The sequence below is a fragment of the Paenibacillus sepulcri genome, from assembly GCF_042647105.1.
Taxonomy (GTDB): domain Bacteria; phylum Bacillota; class Bacilli; order Paenibacillales; family Paenibacillaceae; genus Paenibacillus_Z; species Paenibacillus_Z sepulcri.
On record NZ_JBHRUP010000001.1, the window covers coordinates 4763115 to 4789842 of the forward strand.

A 26728-nucleotide genomic window follows, 5' to 3' on the forward strand; every position below is an offset into this window, starting at 1 on the left:
CTTTATCGGCATTATACCCCCTTTGGGAGGCGGAACAAAGCTGATTGAGAGGATCAGGCAATGATTTGCGATCATTTGGCTATCTTCCCGCACCTCAACTGACTCATAATCAAGTTGTAAGGAAGGAGGAATCTTCAACACAGAGATTCCAGGTTCGCAAATAAAGGAGGCCAAACATATGAAATACAGAATTCTCGGGGCAACCAGCATGTCGGTTAGCGAGTACGCTCTTGGAACGATGATGCTCGGAGCAATGGGTAACAGCGACCATGACGAATCGGTGCGCATGATCCACACGGCCATGGATGCCGGTATCAACTTTATTGACACAGCTGACGTATACTCCAAGGGCGAGTCCGAGGAGATTGTCGGCAAGGCGCTTAAGGGAAAGCGCGATAAGGTGGTGCTGGCAACGAAGTTCGGCTTACCGATGGGGCAGGATGCCAACCAGAGCGGGGGCGCGCGGCGTTGGATCATCCGCGCGGTCGAGGATAGTTTGCGGCGGCTCGGCACTGACTACATCGACCTCTACCAGATGCATCGTCCAGATCCGAATACGGACATCGGTGAGACTCTCTCAGCTCTCTCCGATCTAATTCGTTCAGGCAAGGTGCGCGCTATTGGTTCTTCCACTTTTCCGGCAGAACAGATCGTCGAGGCACAATGGGCCGCAGATAAGCACGGACATCACCGCTTCCTCACGGAGCAGCCGAGGTACTCAATCCTCAATAGAACGAATGAATCGGCTGTGCTCCCCTCGACGCAGTGCTATGGAATGGGTGTCCTGTCCTACGGGCCGCTGGGAAGCGGCTGGTTGTCAGGACGGGTGGACCCAACTACGGGCAACCGCGCATCGCTGCAAACGCGTGCCTTCGACCTCTCGATACCGGGAAATCAAGTGAAATTGGCCGCTGTCCGGCAGCTCACTCAACTTGCCGCAGAGACGGAAATGCCGTTAGCACACCTGGCAATCGCGTTTGTCCTGTCACATCCGGCTATAACGTCCGTTCTTATTGGCCCACGGACGCTAGAGCAGCTCGAGGATCTTTTGGCGGGCGCGGACGCGGTACTGAACGAGGATATCCTTGATCGGATTGACGAAATCGTTCCACCCGGCACCGATCTCAACGTAGCAGACAATACCTTCTTGATGAATCCGGCCATAGAAGACAAGCGTCTGCGCCGCAGATAAACGAATTCTTGAGGTCATTACAACGATAGCATTCCTGTAGAGCATTAAATTACTGCTTTGCAAAAAAACGAGCGCCTCGGTACGATGGGAGTACGCAACGGGTCATAGCCCTTTAAATCCCATCATCCAGGAGGACGCTCTACTATGAAGTTTAAATCGCAGGACAAACAAAATCAACTCCTTGAAAAAATGACGGCCCAACATCTAGTCGTTGGGATTGACATCGCCCAGCAAACGCATGTCGCACGAGCTGTGAACTTTCGAGGTATTGTGCTTGGTAATCCCCTATCCTTCTCGAATGATGAGGAAGGTTTTCACAATCTTCTTCGGTGGATCCAGACGCTACAATCTGCCCATGCTTTAACGGCGGCCATTGTTGGCATGGAGCCTACCGGACACTACTGGCTTAACGTATCCAAGTGGCTTGCCGAACGTCAGTTTGAGGTCGTTCTCGTCAATCCGCATCTTGTAAAGAAGAACAAAGAAAACCGCGACAACACGCCCTCAAAGAGCGATAAAAAGGATGCTCTGGTCATCGCCGACATGGTCAAAAACGGATACTACTCCTTCATTCGTACAACACCAGCAGCCTTTGAAGAACGACGTGTCTTTCTCTCCAATCGCGACTTTGTCGTGAAGAGACTCGTTAGTGCGAAGAACCAAATTCATCGCTGGGTCGACGTGGTTTTCCCTGAGCTGCGGCAAGTCTTCACGAACATCATGTGCACCGGTTCATTGGCCACACTTCGTCTTTTTCCAACGCCCGATGACATGTGTACCTTACAGCCCCAAGATGTCATACAAGGTTGGAAATCACTCATGAAACGGCATGCTGGTGAGCGAAAAGCCCGAACCCTTATCGCTCTTGCTAGCCGTTCTGTGGGTTCTAAGCAGGCCTTGCATGCCTACAAGCTTCACTTGAAGCAGCTTCTCGATGAGTACGATCTTGCTTGCCTGCAGCTAGAAACGGTAGAGACGGAGATTGTTGCCGTTTTAGAACGGATTCCATTTGCGAAATTTATGCTTGCTGTCAAAGGGATCAGCGCCATTTCACTGGCTGGTATTCTAGGCGAGGCGGGGGATTTAAGTGGCTTTGTTCACGGGAATGCCTTACTGCGACATGCCGGTCTCAACCTCGCAGAAGCAAGTTCAGGCAAATGGACCGGACAAATGAAGATTAGTAAACGAGGACGATCCCGACTCCGACGTTTCATCTTCATGATGACGATGAGTTTAGTTGCGAACAATCCGGAGTTTAAAGCGATGCATGCCTACAATGTGCAGGTGAAGAAGATGAAGAAAATGAGGTCCATTATGAAGTTGTGTGGCAAGTTAGCGAGAATATTAGTTGGAATGGCTCGCAGCGGCGAAGCCTACAACCCTCCTAAAACCATGCCAATCCAGCTAGCAGCTTAATCGATACCTACCGTTTCGTTGCACGAATTTTGGCTTATTCGCGGGATTTCAAAGAAAGCACGGCGTACCGGATACATTGAACCAAAGGGCACCGACCCGTAACGATAGCAAGACCGGCCTCCACCCCTTGGATAGGCGTAACGAAGGAATGAAAGGGCATCGACCCGTTGAGGCATGGGAGTGAGAACCTCCAGGGACGGCGTGGAGAATACGTGCAGGATATGGAAGAACATGGGGGGAATAGTCTCCCCCTCTATTTCCTCACGCCTCCATGTTGTCCAGGTCTATGAAGTGGTCACCCGAGCGTCCTTCATACATATCTATCAAGGGTGAAATCCTGCGAATAAGCGAGCATTCGTGAGAAAACTTAATCGTACCGAGGGAGTTCAATTAGCCGCCCTATCATGGGCGGTTTTTTTGAGGTTAAAATCAACAAACAAACGACGATCCCGATCTACCCAACCAGATACTTTTAGAACAGATTCGAAAATGCATTCTGCATAAATTGGGAACCATCTAATGCAGGGGCACTTCTTTAGCGGCAGACCCGGGAGAATCTCTTTTTTTATACCAGCATCATCAACGATTATTTCTATCCATGGGGGCCGGCACAACTGTAAGGATCATCCATCCTGTGTTGCGCGGTTTGTCGAATCGTGACATGATTAAGAAAAAGCGACAGAGCCAAAGCGAGGGCACAAGCCATGAAACGAACGATGAAACGTATCACCAGCGGATCCATGACGCTAAAAAAAAGAATAATCATTCTCTTCCTGATCAGCTCCCTGCTCCCCTTCATTTTTGTGTTTTTTATCTCCTACCACACGATATACTCCATTCTTACCAATAAAATCCAGGATGGCATTCAAAGCAATCTCAGGCAGGTCGAATACTCTCTGGAGAATGCGATCGGGAACTTGAATTCCGTATCCGAGCAGCTCGCGTTCAAGGGAACGATCGGCAGGGAGCTGGAAATTTTGTTAACCTCGGGCAACGCGTATGAGCGGTCGCAAATGACTACTCAAATCAACAGCGAGCTTAATCTGATTACCTTCACGAATACGAATGTCGGTCTCACGATGTATTACTTTCAAAAGGACGGGCTCCATCAGTTTGAAACTTCTGGCGTCAAGCCGGATTTTGATCCGAAGCGTCTGCCGCTCTTGGCCGAATATTACGGCATCACCTATTACGGCCCGCATGTCAGCTACGACCGCTTTAATAATAAATATGTGCTGTCTGCTATGCGGAAGGTGGATCTGCCAAGCCGGAATGACGTTTATGTTTATATCGAGAGCAATTTTAAATTGACGGAAAGCATTCTGGATAACGGGGAAAATGCCCAGCATGCTTTTTATCTCTTTTTAGATAATAACCATAAAATTACATATAGCGAGATTCCTGAGGAATTTCCGATAAACTCTGTATTCACCAGTGATACAGCTGTCAAATCGCATGGTCTGCATAACGAGTATTATTGGTTTGATGAAACCAGCAACCAGGGCTGGAGCATCGTGTCGGTTATTTCCAATGCGGACTACAACAAAGAAATGAACAAATGGTTTCTGCAAACCATCGTTTCTTCCCTTTTCTTCCTGGGGGTCAGTGTGCTCATGGCGTGGCTGCTGTGGAAAATGGTCTATCGTCCGTTATCGAATTTCAACAAGGAAATCAAGCTGATGACGAGCAACAAGACGCCGTCTCTCCTTGTTCGGACGAGAATTCCGGAATTTGACCAGCTGTTGGATCAGTTCCGCGATATGAAGACGCAGATCTGGGATTTGTTCGTGGAGGTTCAGCAGAAGGAGAAAAGGAGAGCCGATCTGGAGGTGGAAAAGCTGCTCTATCAGATTAATCCGCATTTTCTGATGAACACCCTCGATACGGTGCACTGGCTTGCCGTTATGAACGGGCAGAACGAAATCGACCGGATTATTTCTTCCCTGAATAAGCTGCTGCATTATAATCTCGGCAAGCTGGGGCAGTCCTCCACGATACGCGATGAAGTCGATGCGCTTAAGCAATATTTGATCCTGCAGAAAATCCGCTATGATTTTGAATTCCAGGTTGATATCGAGGTGGATCAAAGCCTGCTCGACATGCCGATACCGCGCTTCATTCTGCAGCCGCTTGTGGAAAATTCCCTCTACCATGGCTTCAGCGACAACGGGGTTATCCAGGTCCGCGTAAAGGCGCAGGAAATGATTGAGATTTCCATCCAGGACAACGGGTCAGGGATGACCCAGGAGGCCATCAACAAGCTGCTCCACAGTGAACAGATGGAACGGGAGAAGGTAGGCATGGGCATCGGCATGAATTACGTGAAGCGGATGCTTGAGGTTTATTACAACGGCAAAGCGCGGATACATATCGAGAGCGCGCCTGGACAAGGGACGAGCATTTACTTGAGTTTGCCGATATTGAAGGAGGATACGCTGTGATCCGGATATTAGTCGTAGACGACGAAAAATTGGTAAGACAGGGCATTATAACGTCATTGCCGTGGGCGGAGTTTGGAATGCAGGTAGTGGGTGAAGCCAAAAACGGCGAGAAGGCCATCGAATTTCTGGAGCAGAACGAGGTGGATTTGATGCTCACGGACCTCGCCATGCCCGTTATGTCGGGAATTGAGCTGATGCGGATTGTCCGCAAGCGCTATCCGAATCTGTATATTATTGTCCTGACGCTGCATCAGGATTTTGAATATATCCAGGAGGCGCTGCGGCTTGGTGCAATCGACTATATTGCCAAAGTGGAGCTGGCGCAGGACCGGTTCTCCGAGATACTGGCGCGTATTCATGCGCGGATCAAAGAGGAACAGCAGAAAGGCAAACAGTCCGCCGCGGGGCCGGCTTCCGATGAAACCATCGGGGTGGATTTGGGTTATGCGCTGCTTTCCCCGGAGGCGCAGGCAGACCTGGCTTGGATCCATTCGCTTTATCCGGAGCTCTCAGGCAGCAGCCCGGACGAGCAGCAGTGGATCCGGTATCCGGCCGATAAACGGGAGAATGACGCGATGTTCGCCGTATTGACGGAGGCTGTTCAGAACCGGGAGAACTGGGTGCTTCTATGTCTGGAAGGATTGCGGGGCATCGAGAAGACGGAGGTGCAGCGGGCGCTGCTCGCATACAGGAAGCATCTCTTATTTTACGATTATCATCCGGAGGACAAGCTGATCCGGCGGTCCCTTCGTGAGCTGCAGGAGAAGGAGAGGCTGCCGGACGGTTATGATCGCGAAATCGCAGAAGCAGCCGAGCAGTGGTCGGCGCTTGGCTGGATACACAATGATGAGCGGTTTGCCGTGCTTCTGGACAGGCTCAAATCGATGAAGCTGCCTCCATCCAGGCTCATGCTTTTTCTGCGCAAGCTGACGGATGAATGGAATGAATTGTACAGCTCGATCCTCCCGTCCGGACTGGTGCTTCCGGAGGGATTTTATTCCTGGCATGAAGCCAATGAATGGTTCAGGCAAATTCGGAAAACGATAAGTAGGACATTGGGCGCACCTCATTATTCCCAGGAGGTCCAGGATGCGGTTATGAGAGCCGTGCAATTGATTCAGGAGCAGCTGAGCGGGCAGCTGTATGCCGCCGATATCGCCAAGCGGGTCAATATGAGCCGCAGCTATTTCAGCCAATGCTTCAGGGATATTATCGGGAAGACGTTCAATGAGTACGTGCGCCAAGCCAGAGTGGACAAGGCCAAAGAGTATTTGGTGCATACGAACATGCCGATTCTGTGGGTGGCGGAAAAAACGGGCTATCTGGACGGGAAATATTTCAGCACGGTGTTCCGCGAGCAGACCGGCGAGCTGCCAAGCGCCTTCCGCAAAACGCACCGCAAGGAATAGGGCTGAAAAAGGTGTCGATTTCACTCCTATACCGCATATCCATCCTTCAAACCTCTACCTGGGGGGACATTTGTCCGACAAGCAGGGTAGAGGTTTGTCCGAAAAGGGTGAAAAATGGCATCCGGCAGGGAGGGAAACCGTTCATTTCTCCCCCTTATCACACAACCGCTCCCTGTCTAAACTGGGGCTTTGGATGTGATACATTTATCATGCAAGTTGACGACTACTCGGAAAGAAGGGGAGCATGTTGAGAAACAAAAGAAAAGGCATAGCTACGCTGACGCTGCTTTTGGCATTTGTACTGGTGATCAGCGCCTGCAGTCAGTCGAATTCGAACACATCTTCGAACAACGGTGGAAATCAGACGGGGAATGCACCGGCTGCACCGGCGGATCCATTCGGAAAATACACAGAGCCGGTTACCCTGGCTGTCGGACAAAAGGTAGATCCGGCGGACAAATCGCTGCCGGCCGGCGACACGCCGGATAATAACCAGTTCACCCGATACATCAAAGACAACTTGAATATCGACGTGTCCAATGCCTTTACGGCATCGCCAACCAACTATGATCAGAAAGTCAGCCTTTCCATCTCAAGCAACGACCTGCCGGACGCCATGGTGGTCAATGCCCAGCAAATGCGCCTTATGTACGATAACGGTCAGCTGGCTGACTTGACGGAGGCTTTTAATTCGAATGCATCGCCGGCACTGAAGCGCGTTCTGGAAGAATCGAACAAGCGCGCGATGGATACCGTTACATTTGACGGCAAAATCATGGCGCTGCCACAGGCGGAGGATGCCGGTATCCACGAGATGTGGATCCGTAAGGATTGGCTCGACAAGCTCGGCCTTGAGCCTCCCAAAACGATGGCGGATCTGGAGAAAGTGGCAGACGCTTTCACCAACCAGGATCCTGACGGCAATGGCAAAAAAGATACGATCGGCATCGCCGGACCATCCAGCAGCGGTAAAATGTATGCGAACTTCCTGGATTCCGCGAACAATCTCTACGGCTTCGATCCGATTTTCTCGGCCTATGGCGCATACCCCGGTTACTGGGTAAAAGATGCGGACGGCAATCCGGCCTATGGCTCGACGCTGCCGCAAACGAAAGAAGCGCTCGGCAAGCTTAGAGATCTGTATTCCAAAGGATTGATCGATCCGCAAATGGCGATCCGCACCGATTCCGGCGAGTCGATCGTCAGCGGTCAAACGGGTATGTTCTTCGCTCCTTGGTGGATGGGTTACGGTCCGCTCACGGATGCCGTTAAACAAAATCCGAAAGCGAACTGGCAAGCTTACGCGCTGCCGCTTGATGCGCAAGGACAATTCAGCCCGCATCTGAGCGCGCCGGCCGGTCAATTCGTAGTCGTGTCCAAAGATTATAAAAATCCCGAAGCCGTCATCAAGCTGCAAAATCTGCTGCTTCGCGACGAAAGCAAATTTGATTTGACCAAAGGTTCAATCGGCTTCTACCCTGTCCGTCTTGCTCTTGGACCTTCCGACGAATCGGAATTTACCGTTCAAGCGGTACGCGATGTGCTTTCCGGAGCGAAAACGCCGGAGGACTTTGCGGACAAACCGGAGTACAAGCTGCTGCAGGGAGATTTGACGAATATCAAAAAAGTAAAAATCGAGCCTTACGACAAGATGGATATCCAATACTGGAATCCAACGGCCGATATGGGCGCCTGGACCCGTCTGTATTCGATCATGGTCGGCGTTGCGCCTAACGTGGACGTGCAGATGAACCGGGTAAGCAGTCTGCTCTACTCGCAGACGAACTCGATGGAGACCAAATGGGTCAACCTGAAGAAAATGGAAGATGAAACCTTCCTGAAAATCGTCGTCGGCGGAGCTCCGCTCGACACCTTCGATAAATTCGTAACCGATTGGAAAAAACAAGGCGGAGATCAAATTACCGCCGAGGTTGCCGAAGCAGTCAAGGAATAAAGAGGATGACCAGGGGGGCTTGAGTCACAAGCCCCCCTATATTCCCGGCCATATGAATACTTGGGGAGGGATAACCAGTGAATACCAAAGGGTTTGCCAAGCATTATTACGCTATGCTTCTGCCGGGATTTATATGGCTTGGAGTATTCAGTATTTTTCCCATGTTCGGGATTATCATCGCTTTTGAGCATTACAATCCCGTCAAGGGAATGCTCGGCTCGGAATGGGTCGGTCTGGAAAATTTCCGTTACATGTTTACGCTCAGCGACACCAGAAGCATCTTTTTCAACACGATCTTCATTGCTTTTATGAAGATAATAGCCAATCTGATTGTCCCGCTTGTTTTTGCTTTGCTGCTTAATGAGCTGCGTATTACCGTGCTTAAAAAATGGGTGCAGACCATTGTTTATCTGCCTCACTTTCTGTCATGGGTTATTCTTGGAGGCATTGTATTGGATTTGTTCTCCTTTGACGGTCCCATCAATGGCATATTGTCTGTCTTCGGTCTGAAAGCAACCAATTTCTTCGCCAGTGCGCCGCTGTTCCCTTTTCTCGCGGTAGGCACAGATGTCTGGAAGGAATTCGGCTTCAATATGATTATTTATTTGGCAGCCCTGACCGGCATCAATCCCTCTTTGTATGAAGCAGCGGGGATCGACGGAGCGTCGCGGATGCGCCGTTTGTGGCATGTGACGCTGCCGGGCATACGCACAACCGCTGCCCTGCTTGCTGTACTGGGCCTCGGGAATGTTCTGAATGCGGGGTTTGACCAAATTTTCAACTTATATAATCCTCTTGTGTATTCGTCGGGGGACATCATCGATACCTGGGTTTACCGCACAGGGCTGCTGAATTTGCAGTATGAGCTTGCGACCGCCGTAGGGCTGCTCAAATCCCTGATCGGGTTCATTCTTATTGCCATCTCGTATGTAGCGGCCTACAAGTGGGCCAATTACCGGATTTTCTAAGAGAGGAGGCTGGCGGAAATGGTCAAAGATACGACAGCCGGTTCAAAAATATTCGATGTGCTGATTGTGATTATTCTTGTCGTAGTCGCTCTCACCTGCATACTCCCGCTATGGTATACGCTGGCGATATCGTTCAGTACCAAATCCGCTGCGGCGGGAGGGCAAGTCTCATTATGGCCGGTCGGCTTTAATTTGAACTCCTACAAGCAGCTGCTGCAGGACAACCAGTTCTTCGTTTCCTTCTGGACGTCGATCAAGCGTGTCGTGCTGGGGGCGGGCCTGAATTTACTGGTCGTGCCGTTGATGGCTTATCCGCTGTCGAAGACAATCAAGGATTTCAGGCTGCGGAACTTTCTCATGTGGGCCATGATCTTCACCATGCTGTTCAACGGCGGCTTGATTCCGCTGTACCTGACGATCAAGCAGCTCGGTCTGTTCAACAGCATCTGGTCGCTGGTTCTCGTCGGAGGGGCGCAAACCCTGGTGTTCAACGTGATTCTGGCCATGAACTTCTTCCGCAATCTGCCCAAGGAACTGGACGAGGCGGCTCTTGTGGACGGAGCGGGCCCCTGGTATATCCTGCTCAAAGTATATGTTCCGCTGTCCGCGCCTGTACTGGCTACCGTATCGCTGTTCAGCATCGTGTATCACTGGAATGAGTTTTTATACGGACTGGTCTTCATGACGCGCGAGCAGTATTATCCGCTGCAGACGTATATCCAGCAGGTCGTTGTCATGCTGGATCCGTCGACCATGTCCACGGATCAGCTGCAGCGGTTGAGCCAGCTGTCCAACAAGACCTTGAACGCGGCAAAAATTTTCATCGCGATGATCCCGGTTCTGGTCGTTTACCCGTTCCTGCAGCGCTTCTTCATTCACGGCATCACGCTGGGCTCAGTCAAGGAATAAGCCGGCGCTATCAAATTACTTAAAGGAGTCTTATTCATATGAAACAAATTCGGATCGGCACCCTTGTTGGCGGCGGGGACGCAGTTCGCGTCCTGCCGCAAATTCTTCCTCATGGCTTTGAATCATTCAGTCTTACCTTCTGGCAGTCGACCAATGGTCTGGACTTGTCCGAGACCGCCAAGCGGGTTAAGGAAATTCTGGCGGAGAAGGGCGTTCCCATCTCCAGCCTCGGCATCTTCGGCAATCCGCTCACAGGCGAAGGAGACAACGCCGATACGCTGGCCAGCTGGGAACGGCTGATCGACCATGCGCATGAATTCGGAACGGATCTGGTAGCGGGCTTCACCGGGCGTATGCCGGGTACGATCGACGACTCTCTTCCGCGTTACACGGAAGTGTTCGGGGAATTGGCGAAACGCGCGGCGGACAAGGGAGTCAAGCTGGCTTTTGAAAACTGCGATATGGGCGGCACATGGGAAAGCGGAGACTGGAATATCGCGCATAATCCGACGGCATGGGAAAGAATGTTCAACGCCCTTCCTGCGGAAAATATCGGACTTCAATGGGAACCGACCCATCAAATGGTCAGCCTGATCGATCCGATCCCGCAGCTGCGGAAATGGGTAGGGAAAATCTTCAATGTGCACGGCAAGGATGCCACAATCGCTTGGGATGTCGTACGCGAATACGGCATTCATGGACCGAAACCGTTCGTATGGCACCGTACGCCAGGCTTCGGCGACACCAATTGGACGGATGTCATTTCGATTCTCCGGCAGCACGGATACGAGGGCAGCATTGATATCGAAGGCTGGCATGATCCGGTGTACCGCGATGATTGGGAGATGACGGGACAGGTACACGCGCTTAACTATCTGAAAAACTGCCGTGGCGGCGACTTTATTCCAAATCCGTCATAGACATCATACCTGAATATTATGAATAGAAAGAGGTGAGCGGTATGGCGCTTCATAAAGTTGTGGTTGCCGGCTGTGGTGGAATGGCCAACGAGTGGCTTGACTACGCCGCACAGCGGGAAAATGTTGAAATTGTAGGGCTTGTGGACCTCTTCGAGGAAGCAGCCAAGAAAATGGCGCAGAAGCGCGGATTGAATGTTCCGACATTCACGGATTTATCCACGGCTCTCAGCCAAACGGGTGCGAATCTGGTATTTGACGTCACGATTCCTGCCAGCCACAAGCAGATTGCGACAACTGCGCTGCAGGCTGGCGCCCATGTATTCGGAGAGAAGCCGATGGCGGAAACATTGGCAGACGCACAGGAAGTTCTGGCTGTGGCGAGCGGGTCCGGCAAGCGGTATTCCGTTATGCAGAACCGCCGTTATTTGAAGCATATCCGCGCCTTGTCCAGCTTTCTGGCATCCGGTGCGATCGGAACAGTCGGCTCGCTTCACGCTGATTTCTTTCTCGGACCGCATTTCGGCGGCTTCCGTGAGACGATGGCAAGCCCACTGATCCTGGATATGGCGATTCATACGTTCGACCAGGCACGCTTCCTGAGCGGAGCTGATCCGGTGTCGGTCTACTGCCACGAATATAATCCGGCAGGTTCATGGTACGCAGGCAATGCTTCGGCCATCTGCATCTTCGAAATGAGCGACGGTTCGGTATTCTCGTACCGCGGTTCATGGAGCGCTCAAGGCGCAGGAACCTCATGGGAGTCCGATTGGCGCGTTACAGGAAGCCAAGGGACGGCCAAATGGGATGGGGACAATCGTCCTGTCGCAGAGGTTGTCGAGGGCGAAGAAGGCTTTATCCGTCCGGGCAAACTAGTGGAAGTGCCGGATATCTGGACGGGCCGGGAAGGCCATTTTGGCTGCCTGGACAATATGTTCGAGGCGCTGGAGCAGGATCGTCCTGCCGAAACGGATTGTACGGACAACATCAAGAGCGTATCGATGGTCTTCGGCGCGCTGGAAAGCGCAAGAACCGGCCAGAAGGTTATGCTTTAATTAACGATAGAAGACGAGAGAGATTTATAGATAGGCGGAATGGAGGCATGAAGCATGAAATCGATACGAGTTGGAATGATCGGTTATAAATTTATGGGTAAGGCGCACAGCCATGCGTATCGCGATTTGCCGATGTTTTTTCCGGATTCTCCGGCTCCGGTCATGAAGGCGATCTGCGGCAGGGACGAGCAGGGCGTACAGCAGGCGGCGAAGCAGTTCGGCTGGGAGCATGCGGTTACGGATTGGCGCGAGCTGGTCAAGCGGGAGGATATCGACCTGGTCGATATCAATGCCCCGAGCGACGCGCACAAGGAAATTGCCATTGCGGCAGCGCAGGCTGGCAAGCATCTGTTCTGCGAGAAGCCGCTCGCACTGACACTGTCCGACGCGAGAGAGATGCTGCAGGCGGCGGAAGCGGCCGGCGTCAAGCATATGGTTGGCTTCAATTACCGCTTTGCACCGGCTATCCGCTTGGCGAAGAAGCTGATTGCCGAAGGCAGAATCGGCAAAATTCATCATTTTCGCGCGACCTTCCTGCAGGATTGGCTGGTTGATCCGGCGTTCCCGCTCGTTTGGCGGCTGAAGAAGGAAGTGGCGGGCTCCGGCTCGCACGGCGATCTCGGCGCGCATCTAATTGATCTGGCCCGGTACCTGGTAGGCGAGATTAACGAGGTGGTCGGAATGAACGAGACCTTCGTCAAGGAGCGTCCAATCGCCGAGTCCATGACCGGCCTGAGCGCGCAAGGAAATACGGATGGCCCCATGGGCGAAGTCACGGTGGATGACGCCACGCTGTTTATGGCCCGGTTTGCAAGCGGAGCTCTGGGCAGCTTTGAAGCAAGCCGCTTTGCCGCAGGTCACCGCTGCACGAATGCGTTTGAAATCAACGGCAGCAAAGGAAGCGTTCGTTTCGACTTTGAGCGCATGAATGAGCTGGAGGTTTATTTTACCGACGATGCGGATGATGTGCAGGGCTTCCGGCGCGTGCTTGCAACTGACCCCGCCCATGATTATATGGACGCCTGGTGGCCGCCCGGCCATACGATCGGCTTCGAGCATACGTTCATTCATGAAATCCTGGAGCTGATGGACGCCATTCATGATGACCGCCAGCCAGAACCGAATTTCGTGGACGGCATTAAATGTCAGGAAATTCTTGAAGCTGTTGACGTATCCATCGCAGAGCGGCGCTGGGTATCCATCAGCGAGCTTCAGGTGTGACAGGCTGCCTGCCTGCCGCAAATTCGATCAACCTAAAGGAGATCTATCATGGATAAAAATATATTGGGCACGAATGTGGTTGCGCAAATCGGAATCCTGGTCCATGACATTGAAGCGACTTCCAAGGCGTATGCCGACTTCCTCGGCATCGAGACGCCGAAGTGGTTCTGGACGGATACGGTTGATGTGGCGCAGACGGAATATAACGGCGTTTCTTCGGAAGCCCGTTCGAAGCTGGCATTTTTCGATATGGGTTCGCTGCAGCTGGAGCTGATCGAGCCCGATCACAATCCGAGCACCTGGCGCGATTACCTGAATGAGCATGGCGAAGGCGCCCATCATATCGCTTTTGTCGTCAAGGGCATGAAGGAAAAGATTGCGGTCATGGAGAAAAACGGCATGCCGCTGCAGCAGAAGGGCGAATATACAGGCGGACGCTACGCCTATATGGATACGTCGAAGCAATTGAAAATCCTGCTGGAGCTGCTCGAGAACGATAACTAAACCTGACGCCCGGAAAAGAGGATTAGTCATGGAACATATCGAAAATAATAACTTGTTGAAAGTCGGCATCGTAGTCGACGATATCGAGAAGGCGCTCAAAGCCTACTGCGGGCTGTTCGGATTGGCAATGCCGGAGATTCAGACGCCCGATCCGAATTCGGTTCAGGAGCACACGGATAACTCCTACACCTGGTACAGAGGCGAATATATTACAGCCAGAACGAAATTCGCCAATCTGCAAATGGGTCCTGTAACCGTCGAATTGATGGAGCCATTCGATGAGCCGAACCCCTGGAACGAATTCAAACAAAAGCATGGTCCCGGCGTTCACTTTATCACCTTTACGGTCAACGGCTTCCAGCAGCATATCAACTTCCTTGAAGGACAAGGAATCCCGCTGGCCCACAAAGGCGAATATGGCTCGGGGCGGTACGGCTACTTCGATACGGAATCGCTTCTTGGCGTAGTGCTGGGACTGCAGGAGCTTGGACCGAAGCAGGATTAAACATTCCGCAAAGGCGGGTCTTCCGGCGATCCGGCCGTGAAAGGTTGTGTCTTGAGTATGACGAAACGAATAACGGCAATCGTCGGCGACTTTTATCATGATGAGGCGCTCGCCAGGGAATCACTGGAGAAAGCGTTTGGAGCGGCTGCATCAAGTGGAGAGTGGACGCTTGATTTTACGGGAACGGACCGGATCCTGCAGGTGCTGGAAGAGGGCCCTGCGGTGATCGTCCTGTTCAAGGAAAACCGTCTCAATCCGCAGGATGAACAGGTTGATATGTGGATGGACGGGGCGGTATCGGCGGCAATCGAGCGCTACGTCCAGGGCGGCGGAGCATGGCTGGCCTGGCATGCGGGGCTTGCTTCCTATGCTGAGGATTCCGAATATATCCGGATGTTGAGGGGATACTTCATCTCCCACCCGCCGCAAAACAAGGAAGTGCGTTACATACCGGTGAATACAGCCGATACCGGCTGGTCGGCGGAAGGCTTCCAATTTCTCGATGAGCATTATTTTGTGAGCTGCGCCGAGGAGAGCACCGGGGTATTCCTGCGCTCGGAGTCCGAGGACGGTTCGTCAATCGGCGGCTGGCGTCATCTGCACGGCGAAGGAAAAGTATGCTGCCTCGCGCCTGCGCACCGGCGGGAAGGTCTGCTGGCAGCGCCATTTCTGGAGCTTCTGGGGAACTGCCTGAAATGGTGCGCGGAGCCGGGAAAAGAATAATAGATTTGAATGCGATAAGAAATCGCTTCGGGTACACGGCAGTTAAAAGCCTTCGTGTGTCCGTGGCGTTTTTTTTAATTATCAGGCGATAGTGAAGGCAGTCCGCGAACCCCTTGGAAGAGAGGTACGTCAAACCATGCGAAGTTATGAAGATGTTTATAATGATGCAGAGAATAATTATGTCTGTAGAAATTACCAAATTTCACTAAAGCTATTTGAAGAGGCCTTGGCTATAAGAAACACTGGAGATTGTTTGAATTATATGGGCTGCTGCTACTTAAAAGCTAGGAGACTTAAATTATGCAAAAGATATATTTGAGAAACTAATTGTTCAGAATCCAAATTGGGAACGACCGTTATTTAATTTGGGTAGAGTGGAATTAAAGCAGGGGAACCACAAAGCAGCATTGGAAAGTTTTCAAGTTGCAGCTAAAATTGACCCTGTCAGCGAGGATGCTTTTTACTATTTGGGTGTGTATTATTTCCAAATATCCGACTATAAAATGGAAAAAACCTATTATGAGAAATCCTTAGCTATAAATAACGAGCAGTCGGAGACGCATTTAAACTTGGGTCTTAGTTATTTCAGGTTAAAGGATTATGATAGCGTTAAAAGAATTTGATATTGCTTATGCAATGGATTCTGACTAGAGATATGGTCGATCTGGAGATCATGTATGACATCGCCCATTGTTACTACAAACTTAACGATATAAACAACTCTGCGCTTTGGGGAAATCGCGTACTTCTAATTGAGCCTGAGCATAAATATACAACCCGATTGATAAAACATATTAATCGTTTAAACACGAATCATAATTAAACACACCATTGAATTAGATCGAAACAAATCAGCCACATGCGAGTGAAATAATTACTCCGGTGGTTCTTTTCTGTGATAATGTCATCCCATACCGGGTTGTTCGTAGGATAACGATAGACAGAGGCATCCGCGTAAGTGTGGATGATGCAAAAGTGTGACCCGTATCAAGCAATATAATGCTACATAGAAACTAGACAGCGAAAAAGGAGTATCTTAGTTGTATGAAGCCAACAAGAAGGAAGTTCACTCCGGAAGAAAAAGCGCGTCTAGTGCTGGAAATTCTGAAAGAAGAAAAGTCTGTCTCTCAGCTTGCAACCGAGCATGGCATCCATGCCAATGTCCTCACCCGGTGGAAGACGGAAGCGATCCAGAACCTCGCTCAGTTGTTCGTAGACGATCGGAAAGGCATCACGAAAATGAAACTGGATTATGAACAGCAGATCAGTGAACTCTACGCCGAAGTTGGGAAACTCTCCACGCAATTGTCGTGGATTAAAAAAAAATCTGGTCTCTAACTGGTCACGAGAAGAGCGCCTCGAACTCCTGGACTGGCAGAACCCTGAGCTGGCCATTACCGTGCAAGCCGAGCTATTAGGCCTCAACCGTAGCAGCCTGTACGACAAGCCGGTACCTCCATCTACGGAGGAGATACGCCTCAAGCACCGGATTGACGAGCTTTACACTGCGCATTCGTTTCTGGGCTACCGAAAGATTGCTGCCATTATGAACCGGGAAGGAGATTGTATTCACGAGAACACCGTAAGATGCTACATGCGAGAAATGGGAATCATGGCGATCTTCCCTGGTCCAAACCTGAGTAAGCGCGATCTGCAGCATCGCATTTATCCCTATCTGCTGCGTAAGTTGAACATCACTCGACCTGACCACGTTTGGTCTGTGGATATCACTTACATACGCATGAAACAAGGCTGGCTGTATCTTTATGCCGTTATGGACTGGTATTCCAGATACATCGTTGACTGGCAACTTGATCAATCCCTAGAAATCGGTTTCGTGTTGGAGACCATGAGACGATCATTGGCGCGTCGTAAGCCTGAAATTATCAACAGCGATCAAGGGAGCCATTTTACCAGTCCCCCGTATATCGACTTGCTGAAGGAGAACGGCGTCAGGATCAGCATGGACGGCAAGGGCCGTGCCACCGATAACATTGTCATTGAGCGCTTCTGGCGTAGTTTGAAATACAATGAGATCTATATTCACGACTACAACAGCCCGCGAGAAACAAGGCGCGGCGTGGAACGTTACATCCAATTGCACAATCATTATCTGCCGCATCAATCGCTTCAAAATCATACGCCGGAAGCTGTGTACAACCGAGCGGTCGTTTTCAAATCCAACAAGTGAATAAACAAAGCTCCCGCGCCTTCGCTTGGGCTGTGTCCTCCACCCATGGACATCTTCGCGCGGGGGATCTCATGATTACTATTTCCAGTTAAGAGCGATATCCAAACGATGAGGAAGAACGAAAGAGCGACACCTTGTGCATGATTTCACACCTTAAAAATCTAAAAAAGCTGTCTTGACATCTTGTAGCACCATACAAAGCTCCGGGTGGATGGGCATCAGTGTAAGCAGACAGGTTGGTTGTCAATTAGGCGGCGGGCATAGAGATTGGTGTCTGCTGCAGTTATGAAGATGGAGATTCTTTGTGCCATTATTGCATAAAAAGCTTAATTCCGGACCTCTGATCCATCTGAGGTCCGGTTTGTTTGCCATAAGCCGCCATAATTCCATGTTCTTTTTGTAAAAGATCAAAACCCTTTAAAGGGAGATTGAGAAAATAAAGTCGAATTCGACATAAAAATACAAAATAAACCATTGTTCGCTATTTATACGATTTGACAAGTGTGATATAGTCTGAATGGATTAATTATGTTAGATATTATAACATAAAAGGTTCGATTATAAGTGTATCTTGTGTCATACTATCTGACTGATAAAGGTGCCTATAGCACGTATGGAGGGTTGAAAAATTAGGTCCGGTCTTTTATAGTTAAAAATTTCTGAAACAGTGAGGGTGGAGAAAAATGAGAAAAAAGGTACTAGCTATTTGTTCTCTTATGCTTCTATTTAGTTCCGTAATGATTCCAAATACATATGCAAGTTTGGAACAATTAAGTGAATCTAAAAAAGTGAATCTCGCAAGTGCGACAACCACAACGGTTTCGAACAATAATACCGCCGCAAACAGCATTTCTTCCACTTCGGGGCAGTTCGCTAAATATGAAAAAATGCTTAACGGCAAAAAGATCAAAAAAGAAATTATTTCAAAAAGAGAATTAAACGAGAAGCAATTTGAACTGGAAGATGGAAGCTTGGTTGAAGTTGTATCCTCCCACGATATTCATTTTATTGACGCTCAGGGAAAGCTGGCGGAGATCGATCCGAGAATTACCAAAACTGACGTACTTCCGGATAATCAAAGCCAGGCGTCAAAAGCGAATTCGACAGGAAACATGAAAAAGACGGTTCCTTCTTTCAAGACAAAATCCCTGCCTTTCAATTTGAGCATTCCTTCTGATTTTCTGGAAGGATATTCAATTGGTTCCCAAGATGCCAAGTTGAAATTTATTCCCGTGGGTGCCAGATCATCCATCGGACAGTGGAATGAAGCTGCTCAAACAAAAGTCTCGTATACGAATGTTTGGCCAAGCACCAATGTGGAATTGGAGGCAACCGACTGGGGGATAAAAGAAAGCATCATTCTTAAAGATGGAAAATCGCCAACCCGTTTTACATTTGAGGTAATGGGACAGTTGGACCAAGAACTTAATGGGAAGAAAGCTACATTGCTCCCGGCCTGGCTCAAGGATGCAACCGGCAAAATGATAGATGTGGAGCAGACATTAAGAACCGAGAACGACAAGAAGTTTCTTGATATGTCGTTCGATCCCACTTCTTTGACCTACCCGATTCTTATTGATCCGAGTGTATACGAGCAAGAGGAAGAATTTTATGATAGTGGCTCATTTGAGGTTAACTTGGATCCAACAAAAACAGTGGGCAGTACGGACATCTTTATTCGTCCATTACTCGAATCTCTTTTCGACTTCCATCTTACTGCCGGAACGATAGAATTTTACTCTTATTCACTTGAACCTGGGCTTGAATATCATGCAGTTGGAGGCGTGAATTCGTTATCTCTGCCGTATTATAACATCGTTGATTTCTATTATAATCTCGGAAATCGGATGACCGGGCCAGTTGGTTCCTCTTTTGGGTTCGGGAGTAGAGGGCAGATTTATGTCGTGGTAACCTATTTGGACGCTAATCCTCCGGATACAACGCCTCCAACAACTCCTACTAACTTGGCAGTAACACGTAATGAATTACATTGGACAGCATCAAGCGATAATATAGGGGTAGCAGGGTATGAGATTTATAATGGAACCGAGCGGATAGGGAGTTCTGGCAGAAATACGTATATTTTGGCTGGCTTGTCTTCAAACACAGTCTATAATCTTACGGTCAAGGCGAGGGATGCGGCTGGGAATGTATCTGGTGCAAGTAACACGGTAACTTACATGATAGATACCCAACGGCCAACAGCCCCTGCCAACTTGGTAGTAAAGCCTCACTCCCCAACAAGCGTCACATTGCAATGGACAGCATCCACCGATAACGTCGGGGTAACAGGATACAACATCTATAGTTATAGTGGAAGCACGTTGGTAGGGGAATCCAGCACGAATACATATACGGTGACAGGGTTGAACCCCAACGCCTCGTATAACTTTTCCGTGAAAGCAAAGGATATGGCAGGGAATTTATCTCCTGAAAGTAATGTTGTTTCTGCCAGGCCTTACATGGAAGTGGCATATCATTACGATGAATCAAATCGACTAGACTTCATCGTATTATCAACTGGCGAAATTCTAGATTATACCTATGATGCTAATGGGAATTTAATTAGAATTCAGAAAACCACTCCATAATCTTCATAACGGCATATCACTGCCGGATATCTTATATTAATCATGATTGGGGAGATTGGGAATGAACAAAATAAAAAACATGAACCGCAAACTGATTACACTTATTTTGGTACTCATGATTGCGGCTTCAAACCTGGTGGGCTTAGCATTTGCAAAAAGTAATCAGGCAGGAGAAAAGACGGTGGAGTTAGCTGGAAACGGAATTCAAGAGGCTATGCCCATCGTTCCGGATCAGTCGGAGGATCTCGATTCTGTTGTCAATGTCGTATATGATCCACAGAATGAGGCTGTTATTAGCCAAAACAAATTTCAAAGCAACGAGAATCGAATGAAAAGATTACATCGCGAAGATCAATTCAATTACAGTAAAAAAGATATTGAAGAATTATTATTGGGAGGCGCAACAGTGGAAGACATCTACGCCTCGGATAAAATAGGAAATGAATGGTTAATCAATCCAAAAGATTTAATTGAGCTCAAAAAACAAGGAAACCAATCTTGGGAGGACATGGAAACAGAAGTGAAGAAAGAAAAGGAAAACCAACTTGCTGTTTTATTGACAAAAAACCCGAAATTAGAAATCGTATTAGGGCAATCGGCTATGAACACAGCTGAGAAGCTGGCACTCGTTCAGGCCGCAGATCAAAAAGGAGAGGCATCGATGAAGCAAATCATGGCTGCTTATGCGTCAGAAGGCTTGCAGGGACTCTCCCAACTTCACGATATAACGATTAATCCGGATCTTGATCATACGGGCAGCGTCCCGGATCATGTTTATCAGGAAAATCAATTTCCAGTAGTCGTTGGTCAACAGTCGGGAGGGAAATAAATGAAAACTTGGATTTCAGTCCTATATGCAAGTATTGTTTTTGTTCTGGCTGTCCTATTTTTCCCCAATCAAACACTGGCAGCCGTTAATGTTTCGGATGTCAATAGCGTATTGGATGGACTGATTACACAACAACAAATTAATCAAACCAATAAACCTCAATATTCTGATTTTAATGGTTCCAATGAGCTTGTTGATCCGAATACGGGTAAACTAACGTGGAAACGAACAGATATACAGCTACCCGGTCGGGACGGACTCGACCTCAATATTGGAATCATGTACGATTCTAACAACGCTTTTTCCTACATGAGGAACTCTAGTTCGAACGGATTTATAAAAAAGTATAACTATTTGAATTCTCGGTATGATTTAGGGATAGGGTGGTCCTTTCAATTTCCATCCATTCAACTTGCAGATGGTTATCTGTATTATCATAAAGGTGACGGTGCTGTATATCGCATTGAATTTAACTCCACTAATAGTCTTGAGATGTATACTCATTTGGTTGGGTATCAAGGAAAAGATATAAAATTAATGCAGGATCAAGGATCATTTAATAATGGTCAGGCAACATCGACGTATTATCTTGAGTACGCCGACAAGAAGAGAGAATACTTCGCATCTGATGGTCGTGTGCTCGGAATTGTGGATCGTTTTGGAAACAAGCTGGTATTTCAACATGCCGACCGTCAAATGTATGATGGCCAAACGTATAAAGTCATTTCCTCCATCACGGATACTTTGGGGCGAGTGGTTACGTTTACGTATGATAGCACCTTACAAACAACCGGTTCCTTTAATGGCGAGCAACTTGTTGTGGCTGTCAAAGATTTGAACGGAAACGTAAATCAATCCGTAACGTACATGAAATGGCGCAACCCCCTAATATTTAATGGTAACCCGGATGGGTTTTCTCCTTATTTATGGTCTGTTGAAAATCAGAATCATCAATTCACTTACTATAATTACGAACTGACATCAGGATCCTTTGATTATACATCGAAGTATTATAGTAACTATACCGCTTCCAATACCTATAAAAAATTAATCAAAGTGACCTCTCCACGTTCTACATCCACCTATGAGTACGAGAAAGCCACACGAAATATAGGCGGAAGCGGGATTGCAGAAGAATTCAGAGTGACCAAGCGCTATGACCAGTTATTTAAAAATGGTGCGGCTGTCGGAGATTACAATCATGTTAATTACACGTATGAAGGAGATTACACAGGATATCCTATTGTTACCATTACGGATAATGCTCTGTATTCCAGTACTTCAACCATACAAAGTGCATCTGAATCCAATGGGATTTCGAATAAAACAGTCTTTAATGGAAAAGGGCAGACACTATCAACAGAAGTAAGAGCAGCAAATGGTGAAAAAAAGGTGACCACCAATTATGAATTCCATTCCATTTTTACTTCATTACCGCTCAGGACTCAACTGGCGGATTATGGAATCGGGGATAACGACAGCTCGGCAAACAAGTTATTTATTCTGCGACAATATACGGACTGGGGTGAGTTACAAAGTGAAACACAGCCGTTAACGCAAGCGCAACTGGATGATAGCAATGTGAGGACAAAATACACAACCACCTATACGTATGAGCCGACGTATTACTTTCTCCAGAAGAAAACGTGGTATCAAAACCTTACTATGTCTACGCCGTTATCAGAAACGTATGATTACTACTCAAACGGCAGGCTTAAGAGTGTCGCCAACGCCAATAATGAAATCACTTCCTATTGTTATGATACCCTGGATGCCAATAACAATCTAATTTCTAATTGTTCGGATCCCAATATTCAAATCGCAGGCAAGGTTAATAAAGTAAAAATATCGAAAGCATTGGAAAATGGCAAAGTTTCGGTTAGTGAAACGAGTTTTGGACCCGAAACGCAGTACGCATATCCTAGTGAGGCGGTCAGCTATTTTACCACTGTTAATGGTTCCGGACAAAGTGTTACTCAGGCGGTTAAAACGATCACAAATTATGATCCCGCTACAGGACTACTTAAAGATGAATCGGATGGAAATGGACGCAAGACCTCCTATACGTATGATCTTTTAGGAAGAGAGCTGACCATTACCTATCCGACGTTTACCAATTTAAGTGGTGAACAGTATGACGTAACCGATTCCTATATTTATTTGGATAATCGCGTGAATACTAATTTTGATTCGGAAAACTTGGGTACAAGTTCCTTGTCTGTGCACTCCTACCGCGATTATACGCGCAAATCAACAGGAGCTTTAACAAGATTGTCAGAGGAATATTCCTATTATAACGGATTGGGCGCAATGATTTTTGGGCAACAATACGACTCTACTAAAGCGCAATGGTTAATTACCCAGTATCACTATGATGACATCGCTCGCCCTGTCTATTCGATTGATCCTATGTCCAATACAGCAACCGTATCCTACAACGTTTGGGGCGATCAGAAGGAAGGAACAGATTCGTACGGCAATTTATATATTTCGGAGAATAACCTAAAGGCACGTCGGAATATCAATTATTTGGTTGCCACTAATGATGTACAAGCGTATCGCAGCAATACGTCCCAAGCGAGTTTGAAGTCGAATTATGTGGAGCAGGAGTTTGACCCCCTGGGAAATCTTGTTTTGACCCGAGCCTATAAAGATTGGCCCAGTCAAGGTCAACCGGTTACCGAATTATATGCCTATGATATCGTTGGCAACTTAACAACGTATACCGACCCCAAGAGAAACCTGAACAATGAAGGCGTAACAAATAAAAATACGTACGATGCCCTGAATCGGTTATCGAAGGTGAAAGACGCCCTGGGACAAATCACAAATTATACGTATGATGGAAATAGTCAACTGACGAATATGACCGTACAAAGCAACGAATCGGACGCACCTAAAACCATTTCCACCAGGGTGTTTACGGAAAATGGGCTGCTGGCTTCCAAAACGGATCCGAATGCCAGCTCGACTTCCTATTCGTACAATAATTTAGGTCAGCTTCAGCAAAGCCGCGACCGGAACGGCTCCGTCTTTAGCTATGAATATGATGAGCAATACCGTCAAAAGCTTCTCACGGTGAGTAATAATGGAAATACGCAGCAGATGAGATCCATTATTGGAAGTAATGGCATTATGGCCGATACCTTCGAGAAGTATACGAATGGCACGAAAACCAGCTCCATGACCACGGGCATCGATAATTTGAAACGAATGAAATCGATTGCGATACAAGGGACAAACTATAGCGCCCAATTGGGGATCAGCTATGATGCGGATAGCCGAGTTTCCTCCCTCGTCGGCAATAATACGGCGGTCAACTACAAATACAATAAGTTGCGTCTTGACAGCGTGCAAACCGATGGACAAACCGTGATGAATGACGGAGTTTCCGCGAATGTGAAATACACCTATTATCCAAATGGCAAAATCGAAACCATCTCTTATCCGCCACTTGCCGACGGAAGCGTACTCGTGACGCGTTACACCTATGACGCGCTCAATAATCTGCGTACGATGACGAATAAAAAGGGAGACACTCTCCTATCGTCTTATACCTATGCATACGATGTAAATGGTAATGTCGTGAGTGCAGGTCAAACGGTGATCAACCAGGGGGCAACATTAAGTGAATATACGTATGATAAATTGAACCGGCTCGCTACGGTGTCGCGGACGGATCGGAGCATCGCAAACTACGCGTATGATCTCAAGGGGAACCGCCTTACCTTTAATAGCACCGAAATACCTGTCCTTAACGAGATGAATTACACCTATGATCTGTTCAATACCCTAACCAGTGTGAGCAAGGGTGGAGCGACGACGTCATTTGATTATAGTCCGGATGGGATGAGATATAAGAAATCAACGGGAACCAGTACGACCCAGTACCGCTATAATCAAAATGGAGAGGTGATAGCCGAAGCCAATGGAAGTAATCAGACGACCGCGACCTATGTAAGAGGCGATCGTTTGCTGGTGAAGAAGGAGATAGCCAGTGCGAAGGAGTATTACTATTTATATAATGGTCATGGCGATGTTGTCCAGATTATTGATCGAAATGGTACGGTCATGAACGCCTACACCTATGATGAGTGGGGCAATATGATGCAGCAATCGGAAACGATTCCTAATTCATTTAAATATGCGGGCGAAGTCTACGATAATGAAACTGGACTGTATTATTTGCGAGCCCGTTACTATGACCCGAGTATGGGGAGATTCATTAATGAAGATGCGTACGAGGGGCAGATAACGAACCCGCTGAGTTTGAATCTGTATACGTATGTGCAGAATAATCCGCTGGGCTTTGTCGATCCGAGCGGGAATGATCGCCGCGAAATCGAGCTTATGTTAAACCATGCGGATGAGTTTGAAAAAGATTTAAAGAAGACGTTCAAAGGAATATATAAAAATGATACGAATCAATATACGTATCTGTATAATATGGCAGCGGGGAAAAATGGAGTCAATGAGGGGCAACAAAAGTGGGCAAGGTCGCAATTATTAGGCTCATTAGATGCAGGGCAAGCGAACTTTGATAGAAAGATTGGCTACGCTAGCTTGGCGCTTGATTTGGTATCCGGTGTGAGCCCCGCAAAAGCTGGAGTAGCGACAACGAGCAAAGTATTGAGTAAGGCCGGAAAAGTAGTAGCCGCTTGTAATTGTTTTACGGCAGGAACAAAGGTTCTTACAGACGAAGGGGAGAAGAATATCGAAGACATTCAAGTCGGAGATAAGGTTCTTTCCAAGGATGAAGAGACTGGTGAGGTAGCGTACAAAGAGGTTACGGCTACGTTCAACCATGAGACGGACGAGATTTACAAGATTTCCGTGGGCGGTCAGACGATAGAATCGACCTTTAACCATCCGTTCTATGTGCAGGGCAAGGGATGGACGTTTGTTAAAGACCTCGAGGTTGGAAACTTGCTTGTACAGAGTGATGGGAATACACTCAAGATAGACAGTATTGAGCTGGAGCATAAGCAGGTTACGGTTTACAACATGACAGTGGATGAGTTCCATACTTACTTTGTTAGTGACCTTGGGATTTGGGTGCATAATACCAATTGCGATATACTTGATTGGAGTATAATTAGCAAAAAAGGAGAAACAAGAGTAGACCATGTTGGGAAACATTCCGTGGAGAATACTGCTCGGGATAACCACGGGGTATTTGTTGATAACCCTACATCTGTTTTAAATGAGGCTTGGAGTAAAAGAAGTGGCATAATACCAACTGTGGATGGTAACGTTGAAATATGGCGAATTCCTTATCCGAATGCAGGCTTAGCAGGTGGTAAAAATGATTATGGAGATATTCTAAATTATGTTGAAATAATCACTGAAAAGGGAACAAACAAAATCATTACGGGATATCCTGCCAAATAGGAGTTGAAAAATGTATCTACAACAGTATCCAATATCTACTTGTCCCATTTGTAAGCAAGGATGGGTAGTAATTGTAAAAGAAGTCGTTTCAAATAAATATTTTGTTAATTGCAATGATTGTGAAACAGAATGGGAAAATCCAGAGAGTTTTTTGATGAAAGAAAGTGGCACTCACTTTAAATTCGGCAGAGTAATTGAACCAGAGGAAGTAGAAGTTAAAGCCATTGGATGGGAAAAATATGTAAGTAAAGAGTTGAAAAGTAGAATCACATAAGCACTTAACCTTGAGGGCGGACATCCTCAAGGTTTTTCTTTTATCCCCAATGTAGAGTGAATCGGGCGGCTGAATCCAATGAAGCATAACCTACATTATACCAGTACAAAATTCTTCAATTCCTTAGTACGGCTCACGCCTCTCAAGTTTTTTTGTTTGCCGCTGTAGTGCAACAATACAAGTAACCACTAATAGGAGAGGCCAAAGTCTGCCAGACCCAAAAGGAACCAATATTACA

Annotated in this window: 19 protein-coding genes; all 19 read left to right on the top strand. The window is 47.9% G+C overall.

The genetic code is table 11. The features are described from left to right. Window positions 1-178: 178 nt before the first annotated feature. The 19 genes from ACFOLF_RS21175 (at window position 179) to ACFOLF_RS21265 (ending at window position 26490) form a co-directional block, all read left to right on the top strand. Window positions 179-1192 (top strand): aldo/keto reductase, encoded by a 1014-nt coding sequence (locus ACFOLF_RS21175; RefSeq protein WP_210046741.1) that lies wholly within the window; start codon window positions 179-181, stop codon window positions 1190-1192. A gap of 144 nt (window positions 1193-1336) precedes the next feature. Beyond that, entirely contained in the window at window positions 1337-2608 is a 1272-nt protein-coding gene (locus ACFOLF_RS21180; RefSeq protein ID WP_379219508.1) for an IS110 family transposase, read from the top strand. Between the two features lie 740 nt (window positions 2609-3348). Next, on the top strand, window positions 3349-5049 hold the full coding sequence (locus tag ACFOLF_RS21185; RefSeq protein WP_210046276.1) for a sensor histidine kinase: 1701 nt from the start codon (window positions 3349-3351) through the stop codon (window positions 5047-5049). Further along, window positions 5046-6458 (top strand): response regulator transcription factor, encoded by a 1413-nt coding sequence (locus ACFOLF_RS21190; RefSeq protein ID WP_210046270.1) that lies wholly within the window; start codon window positions 5046-5048, stop codon window positions 6456-6458. The genes ACFOLF_RS21185 and ACFOLF_RS21190 overlap by 4 nt, the downstream gene beginning before the upstream one ends. 244 nt (window positions 6459-6702) lie before the next feature. Then, a complete protein-coding gene (locus ACFOLF_RS21195) occupies window positions 6703-8412 on the top strand; it encodes an extracellular solute-binding protein (RefSeq protein WP_379114499.1) in 1710 nt (569 codons plus the stop codon). Window positions 8413-8489: 77 nt separating this feature from the next. Then, window positions 8490-9380 carry an ABC transporter permease gene (locus ACFOLF_RS21200; RefSeq protein WP_210046269.1) on the top strand — a complete coding sequence of 297 codons (891 nt, stop codon included), beginning with the start codon at window positions 8490-8492 and terminating at the stop codon, window positions 9378-9380. 18 nt (window positions 9381-9398) lie between these two features. Next, complete coding sequence (locus tag ACFOLF_RS21205; protein WP_210046268.1) at window positions 9399-10289, top strand: carbohydrate ABC transporter permease; 891 nt, start codon at window positions 9399-9401, stop codon at window positions 10287-10289. A 38-nt stretch (window positions 10290-10327) separates the two neighbouring features. Next, entirely contained in the window at window positions 10328-11209 is an 882-nt protein-coding gene (locus tag ACFOLF_RS21210; protein ID WP_210046267.1) for a sugar phosphate isomerase/epimerase family protein, read from the top strand. Window positions 11210-11250: 41 nt separating this feature from the next. Beyond that, the gene (locus ACFOLF_RS21215) at window positions 11251-12261 is read left to right on the top strand and encodes a Gfo/Idh/MocA family protein (protein ID WP_210046266.1); all 1011 of its coding nucleotides are present in this window, start codon (window positions 11251-11253) and stop codon (window positions 12259-12261) included. Window positions 12262-12315: 54 nt separating this feature from the next. After that, window positions 12316-13482: a Gfo/Idh/MocA family protein gene (locus tag ACFOLF_RS21220; RefSeq protein ID WP_210046265.1), complete on the top strand. Its 1167-nt coding sequence runs from the start codon at window positions 12316-12318 to the stop codon at window positions 13480-13482. A 48-nt stretch (window positions 13483-13530) separates the two neighbouring features. Further along, on the top strand, window positions 13531-13986 hold the full coding sequence (locus tag ACFOLF_RS21225) for a VOC family protein (RefSeq protein ID WP_210046264.1): 456 nt from the start codon (window positions 13531-13533) through the stop codon (window positions 13984-13986). Window positions 13987-14014: 28 nt separating this feature from the next. After that, entirely contained in the window at window positions 14015-14491 is a 477-nt protein-coding gene (locus ACFOLF_RS21230) for a VOC family protein (RefSeq protein ID WP_210046263.1), read from the top strand. Between the two features lie 57 nt (window positions 14492-14548). Beyond that, on the top strand, window positions 14549-15214 hold the full coding sequence (locus ACFOLF_RS21235) for a ThuA domain-containing protein (protein WP_210046262.1): 666 nt from the start codon (window positions 14549-14551) through the stop codon (window positions 15212-15214). 311 nt (window positions 15215-15525) lie between these two features. Further along, window positions 15526-15837 carry a tetratricopeptide repeat protein gene (locus tag ACFOLF_RS21240; protein ID WP_379114501.1) on the top strand — a complete coding sequence of 104 codons (312 nt, stop codon included), beginning with the start codon at window positions 15526-15528 and terminating at the stop codon, window positions 15835-15837. Between the two features lie 421 nt (window positions 15838-16258). Then, window positions 16259-17405, top strand: a protein-coding gene (locus tag ACFOLF_RS21245; RefSeq protein ID WP_379219510.1) for an IS3 family transposase whose coding sequence is annotated in 2 segments (ribosomal slippage) — window positions 16259-16528 and window positions 16530-17405 — 1146 coding nt in all. Because the reading frame shifts where the segments join, the coding sequence is not laid out codon by codon here. Window positions 17406-18088: 683 nt separating this feature from the next. Next, window positions 18089-19996 carry a fibronectin type III domain-containing protein gene (locus ACFOLF_RS21250; protein ID WP_210046259.1) on the top strand — a complete coding sequence of 636 codons (1908 nt, stop codon included), beginning with the start codon at window positions 18089-18091 and terminating at the stop codon, window positions 19994-19996. Between the two features lie 61 nt (window positions 19997-20057). Beyond that, the gene (locus ACFOLF_RS21255) at window positions 20058-20825 is read left to right on the top strand and encodes a hypothetical protein (protein ID WP_210046258.1); all 768 of its coding nucleotides are present in this window, start codon (window positions 20058-20060) and stop codon (window positions 20823-20825) included. Next, on the top strand, window positions 20826-26216 hold the full coding sequence (locus ACFOLF_RS21260; RefSeq protein WP_379114622.1) for a polymorphic toxin-type HINT domain-containing protein: 5391 nt from the start codon (window positions 20826-20828) through the stop codon (window positions 26214-26216). A gap of 10 nt (window positions 26217-26226) precedes the next feature. Next, window positions 26227-26490 carry a hypothetical protein gene (locus tag ACFOLF_RS21265; RefSeq protein ID WP_210046257.1) on the top strand — a complete coding sequence of 88 codons (264 nt, stop codon included), beginning with the start codon at window positions 26227-26229 and terminating at the stop codon, window positions 26488-26490. Window positions 26491-26728 lie beyond the last annotated feature (238 nt).

What these genes read in the sequence shown, in the direction of transcription:
- ACFOLF_RS21175 (WP_210046741.1), top strand. Translation starts at nt 179, where the DNA reads ATGAAATACAGAATTCTCGGGGCAACCAGCATGTCGGTTAGCGAGTAC.
- ACFOLF_RS21180 (WP_379219508.1), top strand. Translation starts at nt 1,337, where the DNA reads ATGAAGTTTAAATCGCAGGACAAACAAAATCAACTCCTTGAAAAAATG.
- ACFOLF_RS21185 (WP_210046276.1), top strand. Translation starts at nt 3,349, where the DNA reads ATGACGCTAAAAAAAAGAATAATCATTCTCTTCCTGATCAGCTCCCTG.
- ACFOLF_RS21195 (WP_379114499.1), top strand. Translation starts at nt 6,703, where the DNA reads ATGTTGAGAAACAAAAGAAAAGGCATAGCTACGCTGACGCTGCTTTTG.
- ACFOLF_RS21205 (WP_210046268.1), top strand. Translation starts at nt 9,399, where the DNA reads ATGGTCAAAGATACGACAGCCGGTTCAAAAATATTCGATGTGCTGATT.
- ACFOLF_RS21210 (WP_210046267.1), top strand. Translation starts at nt 10,328, where the DNA reads ATGAAACAAATTCGGATCGGCACCCTTGTTGGCGGCGGGGACGCAGTT.
- ACFOLF_RS21215 (WP_210046266.1), top strand. Translation starts at nt 11,251, where the DNA reads ATGGCGCTTCATAAAGTTGTGGTTGCCGGCTGTGGTGGAATGGCCAAC.
- ACFOLF_RS21220 (WP_210046265.1), top strand. Translation starts at nt 12,316, where the DNA reads ATGAAATCGATACGAGTTGGAATGATCGGTTATAAATTTATGGGTAAG.
- ACFOLF_RS21225 (WP_210046264.1), top strand. Translation starts at nt 13,531, where the DNA reads ATGGATAAAAATATATTGGGCACGAATGTGGTTGCGCAAATCGGAATC.
- ACFOLF_RS21230 (WP_210046263.1), top strand. Translation starts at nt 14,015, where the DNA reads ATGGAACATATCGAAAATAATAACTTGTTGAAAGTCGGCATCGTAGTC.
- ACFOLF_RS21235 (WP_210046262.1), top strand. Translation starts at nt 14,549, where the DNA reads ATGACGAAACGAATAACGGCAATCGTCGGCGACTTTTATCATGATGAG.
- ACFOLF_RS21250 (WP_210046259.1), top strand. Translation starts at nt 18,089, where the DNA reads ATGAGAAAAAAGGTACTAGCTATTTGTTCTCTTATGCTTCTATTTAGT.
- ACFOLF_RS21255 (WP_210046258.1), top strand. Translation starts at nt 20,058, where the DNA reads ATGAACAAAATAAAAAACATGAACCGCAAACTGATTACACTTATTTTG.
- ACFOLF_RS21260 (WP_379114622.1), top strand. Translation starts at nt 20,826, where the DNA reads ATGAAAACTTGGATTTCAGTCCTATATGCAAGTATTGTTTTTGTTCTG.
- ACFOLF_RS21265 (WP_210046257.1), top strand. Translation starts at nt 26,227, where the DNA reads ATGTATCTACAACAGTATCCAATATCTACTTGTCCCATTTGTAAGCAA.